This is a genomic window from Streptomyces europaeiscabiei (assembly GCF_036346855.1).
Taxonomy (GTDB): Bacteria; Actinomycetota; Actinomycetes; order Streptomycetales; family Streptomycetaceae; genus Streptomyces; species Streptomyces europaeiscabiei.
In genome coordinates, this window is record NZ_CP107841.1 from 1,429,248 (window position 1) to 1,446,621 (window position 17,374).

A 17,374-nucleotide genomic window follows, 5' to 3' on the forward strand; every position below is an offset into this window, starting at 1 on the left:
AGAATCGGGAAGTCGTGTCGGGGGGACCGCTCAGGAGATCCCGAGTTCCTTGTCGATCAGGTCGAACATGTCCTGGTCGGAGGCACCGACCAGCTCCTCGTCGACGGCCGCGTGGGCGGGCTCGTCGGTGGGTGGCGCCCAGGTGTCGAGCAGGCCGCGCAGAGCATCGGTGAGCTCCTGCCGGGCGGCCGGTTCGGTGGTGGCGCGGTAGGCCGCCTCGATCTCCCTCAGCCGGGGGTCGAGGGCGCCTACGTCCGTGTCCGCGGGGAAGAGCTCGGCGCCCAGGTGGTCGGCGAGCGCGTTAGGCGTGGGGTGGTCGAACACGAGGGTGACGGAGAGTCTGGTACCGAGCGCGGCCCCGAGCCGATTGCGGAGTTCGACGGCGGTGAGCGAGTCGAAGCCCATGTCGCGGAATGCCCTGCCGGGTTTGACGCCGTCGCCGGCCCCGGCGCCGAGGACCGCTGTGACGTGGGTACGGATCAGGTCGGTCAGCCTGCGCCTACGCTTGGCCTCGGGCAACGCGGCCAGTTCACCGCGCAGTGCCGTCAAGGCCCCGTCCCGGCCCTCCACGGCGGCGTCCTCGGCCTGACGTGCGGTCAGCATGGCCTCCACGTCGGGAATCTCGTCGATGAGGGGGCGGTGTCCGTGGGCGCAGTACGCGGGTACGAACCGGTCCCAGCGGATGTCCGCCACCACTACGGCCGTGTCATCCGCCGCCACCGACTCCCGCAGGGCACGCACGGCGAGCCGCGGTTCCATCGCGGGCACACCGCGCCGCAGCAGTCGCTCCCCCACCGCAGCGTCGACCATGCCGCCGCCCGCCCAGGCACCCCAGGCGATCGAGGTGGCGGGCAGGCCCGCGGTGCGGCGCCGTTCGGCGAGGGCGTCGAGGTGGGCGTTGGCGGCCGCGTACGGGGCCTGGCCGCCGTTGCCCCACACGCCGGCGCCCGAGGAGAAGAGCACGAAGGCGTCCAGTGGACGACCGGCCAGCAGTGCGTGCAGGTTCTCGGCGCCGACCACCTTGGCGTGCATCAGGTCGACGGCCTCTTCGACGTCGACCCGGGTGAGTGGCCGCGCCTGGTCGACGGCGCCCGCGGTGTGGACGACGGCGGTCAGCGGAGGATCGGCGGGGAGGCTCTCCAGGAGCGCGGCGAGCGTGTCACGGTCGGCGACGTCACACGCGGCGACGGTCACCCGGCAGCCGAGGCCGGTGAGTTCGCGCTCCAGCTCCGCCGCGCCTGGCGCGTCCGGGCCGCGTCGGCTGGTCAGTATCAGGTGCTCCGCGCCCTCGCGGGCGAGTTCCCGGGCCACGTGGGCGCCGAGCGCGCCGGTGCCGCCGGTGACGAGGACGGTGCCATGGGGCCTCCACACCGGTGGGACGACGGAGCCCGCGCCGGCGAGGGGCGAGCGCACCATCCTTCGGACACGCACGCCCACGGGGCCGGCGCGGAGCGCGAACTCGCTGTCCCCACCGGTCGCGTGGCCCGCCGCCAGCAGTGCGGGCAGGTGCGACAGCGGTTCGACCGAACCGTCCGCGGGGAGGTCGACCAGCCCGCCGGAGCGCTCGGGGTCGTCCAGCGCGGCCACCCGGAGCAGGCCCCACACGGCGGCCTGACCACTGTTGGGCGTCTCATCACCGTCCCGTACGGACTCGTCGTCGACCGCGACGGCTCCGCGCGTCAGCGTCCACAGTCCGGCGGGGAGCGCGATGTCGGTCAGCGCCTGGCTCAACGCCATGGATGCCAGCAGTCCGCAGGAAACACCGGCGCTGCGCTTGTCCGGCTCGTCGTCCAGGGCCAGCAGCGACAGCACACCGGCGGGCGGGGCTCCCGCGCTTGCGGCGGCGTCCAGGAGTTCGGCGAGGACCACCCGGTCCGCCTGCTCCGGCACGACGACCGGTACGACACCCGCTCCCGACTCCTCAAGGACGCGTCGCGTCCGCGCCGTGACGTCGTCGCCGGTCAGCGCCTCGGGCACGACGAGCAGCCACTCGCCGTCCAGGGCACCGCCCTCGGGAGCCGTGTAAGGCCGCCACGCGACGCGGTAACGCCAGTCGTCCAGGGTGCTCCGCTCTCGGCGTGTGTTTCGCCAGGCGGCCAGGGCCGGCACCACGGACTCCAGCCCGTCCTCGATACCGAGCGTGCCCGCCAGCTCCTTCAGGTCGCCTTCCTCAACGGTCCGCCAGAACTCGTCCTCCACCGGATCCGTGCCGCCCTGGGCCTTGGCCTTGGGCACGTCCAGCCAGTAGCGGCTGCGCTGGAAGGCGTAGGTCGGCAGGTCCACCCGGCGCGGGGACAGCCCCTCGAACGCCGGCGTCCAGTCCACCGATACGCCCCGTGCCCACGCCTGGGCCAGGGACAGGTAGAAGCGCTCCAGACCGCCCTCACCACGGCGCAGCGAACCCACCACCACCGCATCCGCGCCGGCCGCCTCGACCGTCTCCGTCACCGGCACCGTCAGCACCGGGTGCGGACTCATCTCCAGGAAAGCGCCGTGCCCCTCCGCGACCAGCTTGGCCACCGCGGGCTCCAGACACACCGTCTGCCGCAGGTTCCGGTACCAGTACCCCGCGTCCGTCTCCGCCGAATCAATCCACTCACCCGTCACCGTCGACAGGAAAGGAACGGACGGCTCCAACGCCACCACCGGCGCCAAAACCTCCGCCAACTCCCCCTCGATCAACTCCACATGAGACGAATGCGACGCATAATCCACCTCGATCCGCCGCACCCGAACACCCGACTCCTGCGCGAACGCCACCAGTTCATCCAGCGCGTCCGCATCACCCGACACCACCGTGGACACCGGGCCGTTCACCGCCGCAACCGACACCCGACCCGGCCAACGCCCCGCCAACCCAGCCGCACCCTCAGCGTCAAGGGCGACCGACACCATCCCCCCACGCCCCGCCAACGCCACAATCGCCCGCGAACGCAACGCCACCACCCGCGCACCATCAACCAACGACAACGCACCAGCCACCACCGCGGCAGCGATCTCACCCTGCGAATGCCCCACCACAGCAGCAGGCCGCACCCCGAACGACTCCCACAACGCAGCCAACGACACCATCACCGCCCACAACACCGGCTGCACCACATCCACCCGGTCCAACCCAGGCGCACCCCCCACCCCCCGCACCACATCCACCAACGACCACTCAACAAACCCCTCCAGAGCAGCCCCACACTCCCCAAACCGAGCCGCGAACACCGGCGAAGCATCCAACAACCCCACCGCCATCCCCACCCACTGCGACCCCTGCCCCGGAAACACAAACACCGCGGAAGCAGCCGCACTCAGCGCCGCCCCTGACGACACCGGCTCACCCGCCACCATCACCGACCGGCACTCGAACACCGACCGGGATCGCCACAACGACCAGGCCACATCCACCGGATCGAGAGAACCGGCCGCGGTGAACTCCGCGAGCCTGAACTCCTGTTCCGCCAGCGCGGCCGGAGTCCGGGCGGAAAGAAGCCAAGGCGGGACGACACCGACGCTCCCGGACCTTTCCGCGGCAACGGAGGACTCAGCCACCCCTTCCAGGACGACGTGAGCGTTGGTACCGCTGATACCGAACGACGACACCCCTGCCCGACGCGGCCGGCCGTCGCTCTCCCCCCACTCCCGCGCCTGTTCCAACAACTCCACCGCACCCGCCGACCAATCCACGATCGGGGAAGGCCGGTCCGCTCGCAGGGACTTGGGCAGGGTGCCGTGTCGCATCGCCTGGACCATCTTGATGACACCGGCCATACCCGAAGCGGCCTGCGTGTGACCGATGTTGGACTTCACCGACCCCAGCCACAGCGGCCTATCCCCGGCCCGCTCCTGACCATAGGTCGCCAACAACGCCTGCGCCTCGATCGGGTCACCCAACTTCGTCCCCGTACCGTGCGCCTCCACCACATCCACATCCGCAGCCGACAACCCCGCATCCACCAACGCCGCCCGAATCACCCGCTGCTGCGAAGGACCATTCGGAGCCGTCAGACCGTTCGACGCACCGTCCTGATTGATCGCCGAACCACGCACCACCGCCAACACCTGATGCCCATTGGCCCGCGCGTCCGACAACCGCTCAAGCAACAACACACCCACACCCTCGGAAAGCGCGAAGCCGTCCGCGTCGGCCGCGAAGGGCTTGCAGCGGCCGTCGGGGGCGAGGGCCCTCTGGCGGCTGAAGGCGACGAACGCGCCCGGTCCCGACATCACGGTGGCGGCGCCGGCCACCGCGAGGCGGCACTCCCCTGCGCGCAGGGCGCGGACCGCGAGGTGCAGGGCGACCAGGGACGAGGAACAGGCCGTGTCGACGGTGACCGCCGGACCCTCCAGACCCAGGACATAGGCGATGCGCCCGGACGCCACGCTCGCTGCAGCGCCGGTGGCGAGGTATCCCTCGTTGTCGCCGGACGCGGCGCGCAACTGAGTGGCGTACTCCTGGTCGGTGAGACCGACGTAGACACCGGTGTCGCTGCCCCGCAGGCCTTTCGGGTCGATGCCCGCGCGTTCCAGGGTCTCCCAGGTGGTCTCCAGCAGGAGCCGCTGCTGCGGGTCCATCGCGATCGCCTCACGCGGCGAGATACCGAAGAACCCGGCGTCGAACCCGGCCGCGCCCTCCAGGAAGCCGCTGTCACGGACGTAGCTGGTGCCGGTGCGGTCGGGGTCCGGGTCGTAGAGCGCGTCGAGGTCCCAGCCGCGGTCGGTGGGCAGCGGGGTGATGGCGTCCACGCCGTCGGTGACCAGGCGCCAGAAGTCCTCGGGTGTACGGACACCGCCGGGGAAGCGACAGCCCATCGAGACGATCGCGATCGCGTCGTCCTCGGGGGCGTCACCGCTGCCGGGCGCGCGGACGCCGTCCGCCGACAGTGCCGGGGCCGGGTGATCCCCTTGCCCGCCGCCGAACGCACGGTCGTCGAGATGGACGGCGAGGGCGGAGATGCTGGGGTGGTCGAAGACGACGGTGGTGGGGAGTTTCAGGCCGGTGGCCCGTTGCAGCCGGTCGCGGAGGGCGACGGCGGTGAGGGAGTCGAAGCCCAGCTCCTTGAAGGCGGCCTCGGCGCTGACCACTCCGGCGTCGGCGTGTCCCAGCGCGGCAGCCGCATGTGTGCTGACCAGGGTGCGCAGGGCGGCGGCGCGGCGTGCCGGTTCGAGGCCGCCGATCTCGCGCAGCGCGGCGGAGGTACCGTCGTTCCCGTCCCGGCCGGTCTCCGCGTCCGGCTGCGCGGGGCGGAGGCCGGACAGTTCGGTGAGCAGGGCGCTGCCGCGCACGGAGGTGAAGACCTCGGCGAACCGGCGCCAGTCGACGTCGGCGACTGCGACGGCCGTGTCGTCGTGGTCCAGCGCCTGCTGCAGGCCGATGATCGCGGCGGCCGGTTCGATGACGGGGACGCCCCGGCGGCGCAGGTCGTCCTGGACGGTCTCGGCGATCATGCCTCCGCCTGCCCAGGGGCCCCAGGCGACGGAGAGCACGGGGGCGCCGTCGGCTCGACGGCGTTCGGCGCGGGCGTCCAGGATCGCGTTGGCCGCGCCGTAGGCGGCGTGGTCGGCGACTCCCCAGGTGCCGGAGATCGACGAGAAGTAGACGACTGCGTCCAATTGGGCGGCGTCCAGTACGTCGTCAAGGTGGTCGGCGCCGAGGACCTTGCCGGAGAGGGTCGCGGCGAGGTCCTCGACGTCGGTCTCCGCGACCGGGCCGAGGACGCTCACTCCTGCCGCGTGCACGACGGAGCGCACGGGGCTGCCCTCGTCGGCAAGGCGGGTGACCAGGTCGGCGAGTGCCTCGCGGTCGGCGGTGTCGCAGGCTGCCACGGTGAGCCGGGTGCCGTACGGCGTGAGTTCGCGCCGCAGGTCGGCGAGGTGCCGGCCCTCGCCGCGCCGACCGGTGAGGACGAGGTGTTCGGCGCCACGCGCGGCCAGCCAGCGGGTCACGTGGGCGCCGAGCGCGCCGGTGCCGCCGGTGACAAGGACGGTGCCGCGAGGCTTCCAGTCCCGTGCGGCCGCCTTGCCAGCGGTGGCCGCCTGCACGAGCCTGCGGCCGTACGCCGTGCCGCCCCGCAGGGCCACCTGGTCCTCCTGCGTGCCCGCGGCGATGACGTCGAGCAGCAGGTCGACGCCGCGGTCCGGGCCGGTCGCGGGCAGGTCGACGAGACCGCCCCATCGCTTGGGGTGCTCCAGGGCGGCGGCCCGGCCGAGGCCCCAGACACCGGCCTGCGCGGGTGCCGTCGGCGCGTCGTCACGGTCACACCCCACGGCTCCACGGGTCACGCACCACAGGGGCGCCTCGATGCCCGTGTCGCCGAGTGCCTGTACGAGCGTGAGGGTTGCGGCCAGCCCCAGCGGCACCGCTGCCCACTGCGGGTGCGGCCGCTCGTCGAGCGCCAGCAGCGAGAGGACCCCGGTGAACGCGACGCCGACGGACTCGGCGGCAGGTGTGAGCAGGGCGCCCAGGCCGGCCCGGCTCAGGTGGTCGGCGTCGACGATCACGACGGCCGCGTGGGCGCCGCGGGCCTCCAGTGCGGCCACGGTCTCGGTGACCGACTCGTCGTCCGCGAGCGGCGCCGGGACGGCGAGCAGCCAGGTTCCGTCGGTGGCGGTGCGGGCCAGAGCAGGCAGCGCACGCCACTCCACGCGGTGCCGCCAACCGTCGACCCGTCCCTGCTGACGGCGTGTGTTTCGCCAGGCGGCCAGGGCCGGCACCACGGACTCCAGCCCGTCCTCGATACCGAGCGTGCCCGCCAGCTCCTTCAGGTCGCCTTCCTCGACGGTCCGCCAGAACTCGTCCTCCACCGGATCCGTGCCGCCCTGGGCCTTGGCCTTCGGCACGTCCAGCCAGAACCGGCTGCGCTGGAAGGCATAGGTCGGCAGGTCCACCCGGCGCGGGGACAGCCCCTCGAAAGCCGGCGTCCAGTCCACGGAGACACCATGCGCCCACGCCTGGGCCAGGGAGAGATGGAAGCGCTCCAGACCGCCCTCACCACGGCGCAGTGAACCCACCACGACCGCGTCCGCGCCGGCCGCCTCGACGGTCTCCGTCACCGGCACCGTCAGCACCGGGTGCGGACTCATCTCCAGGAAAGCGCCGTGCCCCTCCGCGAGGAGCCGCCGCACCGCGGGCTCCAGACACACCGTCTGCCGCAGATTCCGGTACCAGTACCCCGCGTCCGTCTCCGCCGAATCAATCCACTCACCCGTCACCGTCGACAGGAAAGGAACAGACGGCTCCAACGCCACCACCGGCGCCAAAACCTCCGCCAACTCCCCCTCGATCAACTCCACATGAGACGAATGCGACGCATAATCCACCTCGATCCGCCGCACCCGAACACCCGTGGATGCAGCGAACGCCACCAGTTCGTCGAGTGCGTCCGCGTCACCCGACACCACTGTGGACACCGGACCGTTCACCGCCGCCACCGACACCCGACCCGGCCAACGCCCCGCCAACCCAGCCGCACCCTGCGCGTCAAGGGCGACCGACACCATCCCCCCACGCCCCGCCAACGCCACAATCGCCCGCGAACGCAACGCCACCACCCGCGCACCATCCACCAACGACAACGCACCAGCCACCACCGCGGCAGCGATCTCACCCTGCGAATGCCCCACCACAGCAGCAGGCCGCACCCCGAACGACTCCCACAACGCGGCCAGGGACACCATCACCGCCCACAACACCGGCTGCACCACATCCACCCGGTCCAACCCAGGCGCACCCCCCACCCCCCGCACCACATCCACCAACGACCACTCAACAAACCCCTCCAGAGCAGCCCCACACTCCCCGAACCGAGCCGCGAACACCGGCGAGGAATCCAACAACCCCACCGCCATCCCCACCCACTGCGACCCCTGCCCCGGAAACACAAACACCGCGTCACCGGCATTCCGGGCAGTGCCCCGGGTCAGACCTGTGTCGTCGGTTCCGGCGGCCAGAGCACGCAGTGAAGCCGCGAGGCTCTCCCGGTCGGCACCGACCGCGACGGCCCGCTCCTCCAGCGCGGCACGACCCGCCAGCAGGGAGTGCGCTATGTCGACCAGGTCGGCGTCCGTGCTCTCCAAGTGGGCAGCCAACTGCGCCGCCTGAGCACGCAGAGCCTTCTCCGAACGAGCCGAGACCAGCCACGGAACGGCCGCGCCCGACCGGTCGACGACAGCCCGTGCCGGTTCCTCCGCATCCAGGCGACCGGCCTCTTCGAGGATCACGTGCGCATTCGTACCGCTCACACCGAACGACGAGACACCCGCCCGACGCGGCCGCCCGTCACTCTCCTCCCACTCCCGCGCCTGTCCCAGCAACTCCACCGCACCCGACGACCAGTCGACCAGCGTGGAGGGAGCCTCGGCGTGCAGGGACTTGGGCAGGGTGCCGTGTCTCATGGCCTGAACCATCTTGATGACACCGCCGACCCCGGCGGCGGCCTGTGTGTGACCGATGTTGGACTTCACCGACCCCAGCCACAACGGCCCATCCCCGGCCCGCTCCTGCCCATAAGTCGCCAACAACGCCTGCGCCTCGATCGGGTCACCCAACTTCGTCCCCGTACCGTGCGCCTCCACCACATCCACATCCGCAGCCGACAACCCCGCATCAGCCAACGCCGCCCGAATCACCCGCTGCTGGGAACGGCCGTTGGGGGCAGTGAGACCGTTGGAGGCACCGTCCTGATTGATCGCCGAACCACGCACCACCGCCAACACCTGATGACCATTGGCCCGCGCATCCGACAACCGCTCAAGCAACAGCACACCCACACCCTCGGCCCAACCGGTGCCGTCCGCTCCGGCGGCGAAGGGCTTGCAGCGGCCATCGGCGGCAAGGCCGCGCTGCCGGCTGAACTCGACGAACATCCCCGGGCCTGACATCACGGTCGCGCCCGCGGCGACGGCGAGGGAGCACTCCCCTGCGCGCAGGGACCGTGCCGCGAGGTGCAGTGCGACCAGGGACGAGGAACAGGCCGTGTCGACGGTGACCGCCGGACCCTCCAGACCCAGGACATAGGCGATGCGCCCGGACGCGACACTGGCGGTCGTACCGGTGAGGACGTGGCCCTCGACGGCCTCGGTCGCCTCGTGGAGGCGAGGGCCGTACTCGGGGGCGGTGGCGCCGACGAAGACGCCGGTGTCGGTCGCGTGGAGGGCGCGGGGGTCGAGGCCCGCGCGTTCGACGGTCTCCCAGGTGGTCTCCAGGAGGAGCCGCTGCTGCGGGTCCATCGCGGTCGCCTCACGCGGCGAGATACCGAAGAACCCGGCGTCGAACTCGGCCGCGTCGTGCAGGAACCCGCCCTCGCGGACATAGCTGGTGCCGGTGCGGTCCGGATCGGGGTCGTAGAGCGCGTCGAGGTCCCAGCCGCGGTCGGCGGGGAAGGCGGAAACGGCGTCGGTCTCGTCACGGACCAGGCGCCACAGGTCCTCGGGGTCACGGACGCCGCCGGGGAAGCGGCACCCCATGGACACGATGGCGATCGGTTCGTCGGCGGCGGGGCGGCGGGTGAGAGGCGCCGCGTCGGCGGGCGTGGGGGTGCTCAGGTGCTCGGCGAGCCGGGCGGGCGTCGGGTACTCGTAGACGGCGGTCGCGGGCAGGTGGGCACCGGCGAGGGTGTTGAGGCGGTCGCGCAGCTCGACGGCGGTGACGGAGTCGACACCGAGATCCTTGAACGAACTGAGGGGGTCCACCGCGGCGGGACCCGGGTGGCCGAGGACCACCGCGGCGCTCTCCCGGACCAGGCGCAGCGCCCCGGCGGCATCGAGTGCGGTGGCAGACTCGCCGACCGGTTGCGGGGGCGATTGCGGGGCCGGCTCGGCGGCAGTGTCCGTGGCCCGCGCCGGGGCGGTCACGGGGGTGCCGGTGACCCAGTGGCGGCGGCGCTGGAAGGCGTAGGTGGGCAGGGTGACGCGGCGGGGGGCGAGGCCCGTGAAGACGGGGCTCCAGTCGACGTCGGCGCCTGCGCCCCACAGGGCGCCCACGGAGGTCTGGAGGCGGGCGGTGCCGCCGTCGCCGCGGCGCAGGGTACCGGTGACGACGGCGTGCCGGGGGCCGGCGGCGGCCTCGACGGTCGCCTGGACCGGCGCGGTGAGCACGGGGTGCGGGCTGACCTCGACGAAGGCTCCGTGGCCCGCAAGTGTCAGGGCACGTACGGCGGGTTCGAGGAGGACGGGCTTGCGAAGGTTGTCGTACCAGTACCGGGCGTCCGTGGCGGCGCCGTCGAGCCAGTCGCCGGTGACGGTGGAGAAGAAGGGCACCTCGGGGCGGCGCGGGGTGACGGGGGCGAGAAGGTCGAGCATCTCCTCGCGGACGGGTTCGACGTGCGGGGAGTGGGAGGCGTAGTCGATTCCGACGCGGGCGGCGCGGACGTCCTGCCGTGCGGCGGTGGCGAGGATGTCGTCGACGGTGTCGATGTCGGCCGAGACGACCGTGGAGGAGGGACCGTTGAGGGCGGCGATGGTGACGCGGTCGCCCCACTGCTCGGTGAAGCGGCGGGTGGCCTCCTCGGAGAGGCCGAGCGAGACCATGCCGCTGCGGCCTTCGAGGGGAACGAGGATCTGGCTGCGCAGGGCGACGACGCGCGCGGCGTCCTCCAGGCTGAGCGCTCCGGCGACGCAGGCGGCGGCGATCTCGCCCTGGGAGTGGCCGACGACGGCGGCGGGGTGCACGCCGTGGGCCCGCCATGCGGCGGCCAGGGACACCATGACGGCCCACAGGGCGGGCTGGACGACGTCGGAGCGGTCCAGGGACGGGGCGTCCGCGTCGCCACGCAGGACGGCTTCGAGGTCCCAGTCCACGTGCGGGGCGAGGGCGTTCGCACACTCGGCGAGGCGGGTTGCGAAGGCGGGTGAGTCGGTGAGGAGTCCGGCGGCCATGCCGGCCCACTGGCTGCCCTGGCCGGGGAAGACGAAGACGGGCCGCTGCACGTCGCCGTCGACGGGGCCCGCGGGAACGGCGGTGGCGACGGCGTCGAGCAGAGTGTCGGTGTCCGCGGCGACGGCGAGGGCGCGGTGGGTGAGGGGCGTGCGGGTGGTGAGCAGGGACCACGCGGTGTCGACGGCGTCGGCTCCGGTGTCACGGACGTGCGAGGCGAGGCGGTCGGCCTGGGCGCGCAGTGCGTCGGGGGTACGGGCGGACAGCAGCCAGGGAATGGTTACCGGAGTGGTCCGGGGCGGCTGTTGCGCGGCCTTCGCAGCCTTTGCGCTCTTCGTCGTCTTCACGTTCTTCGTGGTCTTCGCGGCCTCGGTGGGCGGAGCCTGTTCGAGAACGAGGTGGGCGTTGGTGCCGCCCATGCCGAAGGAGGAGACGCCCGCGAGCAGGGGGGTTCCGGGGGTGGCCGGGGTCCAGACGCCGGTCTCGCGCTGGACGCGCAGGCCGAGGCGGTCGAGGTCGATGGCGGGGTTCGGCTCGTGGTGGTTGAGGCTGGGCACGAGCCGGCCGTGCGCCAGGCACAGGACCGTCTTGAGGAGTCCGGCGATTCCGGCCGCGCCTTCGAGGTGACCGATGTTGGTCTTCACGGAGCCGACGGCGAGCGGGGCGCGGCGGCCTTCGGCGGTACCGAGGACCGCGCCGAGGGCGGTGGCCTCGACGGGGTCGCCGACGCGGGTTCCGGTGCCGTGCAGTTCGACGTAGCCGATGTCGCCGGGGTCGACACCGGCGCGGGAGCAGGCCGCGCGCAGAACGGCGGCCTGGGCGTCGGCGTCCGGGGTGGTGAGGGCGGCGCCCGTGCCGTCGTTGTTGAGGGCGCCGCCGCGGATGACGGCGTACACGTCGTCGCCGTCGGCGAGGGCACGGGAGAGAAGCTTGAGGACGACGACGCCGCCCCCTTCGCCGCGGACGTAGCCGTTGGCTGCGGCGTCGAAGGTGTGGCAGGCGCCGTCCGGGGAGAGTGCGCCGAACTGGGCGGCGGCCAGGGAGCTTTCGGGGCTGAGGTTGAGGTGCACGCCGCCGGCCAGAGCGAGTTCACAGTCTCCGGTGCGCAGGCTGTCGCAGGCGAGCTGGACGGCGACGAGGGAGGACGACTGCGCGCTGTCGACGGTCAAGCTGGGGCCGCTGACGCCGAGCGCGTACGAGAGCCGGTTGGCGATCAGGGAGCGGTTGAGGCCTGTGAGGGTGTGGTGTCCGGGCTGTTGTCCGGAGTTGCGGACGACATCGGCGTAGTCGCACGCATCGGCGCCGAGGTGGACGGCCGTGGCGCGCGGGACGGAGGCGACGGGGATCTTGGCGTGCTCCAGCGCCTCCCAGCCCAGTTCGAGGGCGAGGCGGGCCTGCGGATCCATCGCGTCGGCCTCGCGGGGCGAGATACCGAAGAACGCGGCGTCGAAGTCGGCGGGGGCCGAGACGTATCCCCCGCGCAGGGGTGCGGTGCCGCCGTGCGGAGTGGGCCAGCCGTCGGCGGGCACGCCCTCGCGCCGGTCCTGTGGCGTGTCGGTGACGGCGCTGCGGCCCTCGGTGAGCAGGGCCCAGTACGCGGCCGGACCGTCGGCTCCGGGCAGCCGGCACGCGAGGCCGACGACGGCCACGGGCTCGTGGCCCGAAGCGGTGTTCCGTACGTCGGTGGGCACCGGCTCGTTCATCGATGGCACTCCAAACACCAGGGGCGAGGGGCGGGGGTGGCTCACACATTCGCACGCGGCCAGGGGGCGTCCGGCAGTCCGGGGAAACGCTCTAGGGGAATCTCTAGGCACGCCCTGGGCTGGGCGGGGACGGTGACCGGGAGGGTTCTGCCCGTGGCCGCCCGGGGGCCCGCGGCGGGTCATAGCCAGTGGACCGGCGGCCCGCAAGGGGGCGCACTCTAGGCGAATCCTCGAATCCGAGCGTGCAGTCTGGAGGGCCGCGTTCGGCTCCCGTGTCCTCCGGGTGCGGATGCGGATGGTGGCACCCCGCAGCCGAAGGGCGCGTGGGCCACGCTCCTGGACCGAGAGAAGGGCAGACCGATGAGTCCGACAACCGCGCCTTCGCCGTCGCGCGGCCAGAAGGCCGCCACCCTCGCGGCGCTGGCAGCGTCCGCGGCGGCCGTCGCGGACGGTGTGATGAGCGACGTGGAACTCGCGGCGTGGCTGGAGGACCGGCGCCGTACGCAACCGCAGCGGGTCGAACGGGTGCCGTTCGCGGAGCTGGACGGCTGGCGGTTCGAGCAGCGGACCGGTGACCTGCGGCATGCGAGCGGTCGTTTCTTCTCGGTGCACGGGCTGCGGGTCCGCTCGGACTTCGGGCCGGTGCCCGCCTGGGAGCAGCCGATCATCGATCAGCCGGAAATCGGGATCCTCGGCATCGCGCTGCGTGAATTCGACGGAATTCCCCATCTGCTGATGCAGGCGAAGTCGGAGCCGGGAAACATCAACGGGATGCAGCTGTCGCCGACGGTGCAGGCGACGAAAAGCAACTATCTGAGGGTGCACGGCGGTTCGGCCGTGAAGTATCTGGACTGTTTCCGTCGTCCCGCGCCGGGGTCGGTGGTGGCCGACGTGCTCCAGTCGGAGCAGGGCTCGTGGTTTCTGCACAAGCGGAACCGGAACATGATCGTACGGGTCGGTCCGGAGGTCGAGGCGGGCGAGGACTTCGCCTGGTTGACTCTCCGGCAGGTCAATGCGCTGCTGCGCCAGGACAACGTCGTCAACATGGACGCCCGTACGGTGCTGTCGTGTCTGCCGGACTGGCGGACCGACGTCACCGGGGCGGCCGGATCGCTGCACACGGACACCGAGATCCGCAGCTGGATCACGCGTCGGCGGGCCGAGCACGAGGTCAGCGTCACCCCGATCGGGCTGGCGGACACCAGCGGCTGGCGCCGCGACCCCAACACCGTGTCCCATGTGCGCGGGCACCACTTCAGTGTCGTGGCGGTGGACGTGTCCTCCGGCCGCCGCGAGGTCGCGGCGTGGTCCCAGCCGCTGCTGGAGCCGCACGGAACGGGCCTGGCGGCACTGTTCGTGCGGCGGGTGAAGGGCGTACCGCACGTTCTGCTGCGGGCACGCGCGGAGGCCGGGTTCCTGTCGGTGGTCGAGCTGGGCCCGACGGTGCAGTGCACGGCCGAGAACTACGCCCATCTCCCACCCGCCTCCTGGCCCCCCTACCTGGAAGAGGTGCGCGCGCGGCGCGCCGGAGCCGTGTACGACGTGCTGCTGTCGGAGGAGGGCGGGCGTTTCCTGAACGCCCTGAGCCACTACGTGATCATCGAGGTCGAGGACGAGGTGCCCGTGGTGTCGGACGAGTTCCAGTGGGTGTCTCCGCGGCAGGTGGACGAACTGCTGCGCTACAGCCACCACCTGAATGTGCAGGCACGGACGCTGATCACCGCGCTGAGGTCGCTGTGACGACGGCGGGGGCGCGGCCGCTGCGTCTGGGAGCGCTGGGTACGTCGTCGATCGCCTGGCGGCGGGTGCTGCCCACGGTGGCGCGCATGCCGGAATGGGACCTGGTGGCCGTCGCCGGGCGCACGGCGAAGAAGGCGGTCCGGTTCGCGGAGCAGTTCGGGTGCGTGGCCGAGGAGGATGCCGAGGCGCTGCTCGAACGGCCGGACGTGGACGCGGTGTACGTGTCGACGCCGACGGCCCTGCACCACCGGTGGGCCGAGCGGGCGTTGCGTGCGGGCAAGCACGTGCTGGTGGAGAAACCGATCGGGGTGAACGCCGCCGAGGCGCGTGACCTGTACGCGCTGGCCGCGGAGCGGAGTCTGGTGCTGCGGGAGAACTTCATGTTCCTCCACCATCCGCAGCATGCGCGGGTGCGCGAGCTGGCCGAGAGCGGCCGGCTGGGACAACTGGCCTCCCTGCAGGCGGCGTTCTGCATCCCTCCGCTGCCGGAGGACGACATCCGCTACGACGTGGGGCTGGGCGGCGGCGCACTGCTCGACGTCGGCGTGTATCCGCTGCGGGCCGCCTCGCTGCTGCTCGGTCCGGGCCTTGAGGTGGCGGGGGCGACGTTGCGCACCCGGGCCTCGGACGGACTCGACCTGTCCGGGCAGGTACTGCTGGTCTCGCCGTCCGGAGTGCTGGTCGAGGTGGCGTTCGGCTTCGAGCACGCCTACGCCTCCACGTACACGCTGTGGGGCGACCGGGCGCGGCTGACCGCGACGCGGGCGTTCACCCCTCCGCCCACCCATCAGCCGCAACTGGTGCTGGAGGAACAGGACCGCGAGGAGCGGCTCGCCCTGCCCGCCGCCGACCAACTGATGCTTCTGCTCGCGGAGTTCGCCAGAGCCCTGCGCGGGGACGGCGGCAACGACGCGGAGCCGGGCTCGGAGTCGGTCGCGGCGATGACACTCGTGGACACCGTCGCCGCCACGGCGCGGCGGACCGTGGTGCGCTGACCGAGTGCCGTACGGCGAGGCCCGGCCACGGAATTCTCGAACGCTAGGAAAATCTTGATCATGATCTGGTTAATCTGACACCATGACGGCCAACAAAGACAGGGTGAACACCCGCACATTCACGCAGAACGCACGACGTGCCCAGATAGTTCAGGCGGCTATCGAAACGCTCGCCGAAACCGGTTATGCGAAGACATCGTTCAACAAGATCTCCCAGCAGGCGAAACTCAGCAGCACCGGAATGATCTCCTATCATTTCTCCGGTAAGCCCGAACTCTTCGCCGAAGTGGCTCACACGGTCGTCGTGAAGGCCGACACGCTGGCGGCCGCGCGCATGGAGGACGAGAAAACCTACCGCGGCAAGCTCACCGCGTACATCAGGTCGAACTTCGACTTCATCGCCCGCTACCCGTTGTACGCCCGGGCGTTGACCGAGATCATCGGGATGATCCGCGACCGGCACATCACCGGCCTGGACAACATCGAGCGCAGCATCATGTCCGTCGATCGGCTGGTCACCCTGCTCGAACAGGGCCGCAGAGCCGGAGAGTTCGGCAGTTTCGACTGTTTCACCATGGCCCTGGTCATCCGCGGAGCCATCGACGGCGTCGTGTGCCAGCACCTGCGGGTCGTGGCGATGGACCTGGATCGGTGTGCCCACGAGGTGTCGAACGCCTTCGACCGCTGCACCCAGCCCGCGTAGGACCCGACACCGGCCGGCAAGGGCCCGCCGGCCACGCCTCAGGAGTGCCATGGTTTCCCCCACACCCAGCTCCGAACCCGCGGCCGCTGTCCCCACCGCGGCCGAACGCCCGTCCTCCTCATGGGGTTTCGTCGTCCCCGTGGTCTGCGACATCGTGTTGCCCGTCGGGCTCTACTACGCGCTCCGCGCGGTCGGCGTGGGAGAGATCACGGCGCTGCTGCTGGGCGGCTCGGCACCCGCCCTGCACACGCTCCACTCCGCGATACGTCATCGCAGGCTGGACGCCCTCGGGGTGTTCACCATCGCGCTGCTGCTGGTGAGCGCGCTGGGCTCGCTGCTGACCGCGGACCCGCGCCTCGCGCTCGCACGCAACGGCCTGTTCACCGCGCTGGCCGGACTGTGGCTGCTGATCACTCTGTTCACCGCACGCCCTTTCACCTACCAGGCGTTGCGCTCTCTGCTGCCGGGCCGGGCGACGTTGCTGGAGCACCTGTGGGAAACGGATGCGTCCTTCAGAGGAGTGTGGCGCGGTCTGACGGTGCTGTGGAGCGTGGGCCTGTTCTGTGACGCGCTGCTGCGGGTGGCGATGGCCTACACCCTGCCCGTCGACACCGTGCCCGCGCTGGACGGCGTCCTGTACGCGGTGTCGTGGATCCTGCTGCAGGTGATCACCCAGGTCACCCTGTACCGGTCGGGCACCATGACCAAGATCTTCGGCCGCCGCCGGCCGGGCCGGTGAGCCGGTCCGTTGAGCGGGACCGAAACCGGCAGGCACTGCTGCGCGGATCACCCTGTCGAGCGGCGTTTCCGGCAGCGGACCGAACGCGGCGTACCGCACGTCGGTGGACGCCCTGACCCGAGCGGCCCGACTCCAGGAGGCCGCACGTCAAGCCGCATGTACCGGTCCGTCACCGGTGCGAGCGGCCGCCGCATCCGCCGCGCCGCGTACGTCCAGGACGAGGGCGGGCAGGGCACCGTGATACGACGGTGCCACAGTCGGCGCCGTCGGCCGACAGAGCCGGGCCTGTGATGACGAGACCCTGCGCGCCCTGCGCGAAGCCATGGTGCGGTGGTCCGTGACCGTGCTCATGAGCGGCCGTCTCCCCGGACTCCGCCCGGATGCTTTCAGCCGACCGGCATGGCGTGCGCGGTGAACAACCCCCGCCGCACGCCCACCCGTTCCACTTCCACATTCGGCACCGCCAGTGCCAGTGCCACTGGCACTGGCACTGGCACTGGCACTGGCACTGGCACCCATCACAGCCGTCGTGTGCGCGCCGTCAAGTCAGGCTGCCTACGGCCGGACCGTCAGCCCGTGATCCGGATGACAAACGTGGGAACGGCGCGGCGGACCGCGTCGACGAATGAATCG

The 17,374-nt window shown here is 71.7% G+C and carries 5 protein-coding genes; 4 read left to right on the forward strand and 1 reads right to left on the reverse strand.

All coding sequences use genetic code 11. The features are described 5' to 3' along the window. Positions 1 to 30: 30 nt before the first annotated feature. A complete protein-coding gene (locus tag OG858_RS06095) occupies positions 31 to 12,564 on the reverse strand; it encodes a type I polyketide synthase (protein ID WP_330346561.1) in 12,534 nt (4,177 codons plus the stop codon). A gap of 360 nt (positions 12,565 to 12,924) precedes the next feature. Here OG858_RS06095 and OG858_RS06100 point away from each other — a divergent pair, with 360 nt between their 5' ends. From OG858_RS06100 to OG858_RS06115, 4 genes are all read left to right on the forward strand, one after another. After that, on the forward strand, positions 12,925 to 14,304 hold the full coding sequence (locus OG858_RS06100; RefSeq protein WP_086751965.1) for an NDP-hexose 2,3-dehydratase family protein: 1,380 nt from the start codon (positions 12,925 to 12,927) through the stop codon (positions 14,302 to 14,304). Then, on the forward strand, positions 14,301 to 15,299 hold the full coding sequence (locus OG858_RS06105) for a Gfo/Idh/MocA family protein (RefSeq protein ID WP_319065029.1): 999 nt from the start codon (positions 14,301 to 14,303) through the stop codon (positions 15,297 to 15,299). Before OG858_RS06100 ends, OG858_RS06105 begins: the two co-directional genes overlap by 4 nt. An 82-nt stretch (positions 15,300 to 15,381) precedes the next feature. Continuing rightward, the gene (locus tag OG858_RS06110) at positions 15,382 to 16,002 is read left to right on the forward strand and encodes a TetR/AcrR family transcriptional regulator (protein ID WP_037705048.1); all 621 of its coding nucleotides are present in this window, start codon (positions 15,382 to 15,384) and stop codon (positions 16,000 to 16,002) included. Positions 16,003 to 16,051: 49 nt separating this feature from the next. After that, on the forward strand, positions 16,052 to 16,741 hold the full coding sequence (locus tag OG858_RS06115) for a VC0807 family protein (RefSeq protein WP_086751967.1): 690 nt from the start codon (positions 16,052 to 16,054) through the stop codon (positions 16,739 to 16,741). Positions 16,742 to 17,374: the final 633 nt, after the last annotated feature.

Bases quoted from the DNA above. Each gene is read 5' to 3' on its own strand.
- OG858_RS06095 (WP_330346561.1), bottom strand. From the start codon at position 12,564: ATGAACGAGCCGGTGCCCACCGACGTACGGAACACCGCTTCGGGCCAC.
- OG858_RS06115 (WP_086751967.1), top strand. From the start codon at position 16,052: ATGGTTTCCCCCACACCCAGCTCCGAACCCGCGGCCGCTGTCCCCACC.
- OG858_RS06100 (WP_086751965.1), top strand. From the start codon at position 12,925: ATGAGTCCGACAACCGCGCCTTCGCCGTCGCGCGGCCAGAAGGCCGCC.
- OG858_RS06110 (WP_037705048.1), top strand. From the start codon at position 15,382: ATGACGGCCAACAAAGACAGGGTGAACACCCGCACATTCACGCAGAAC.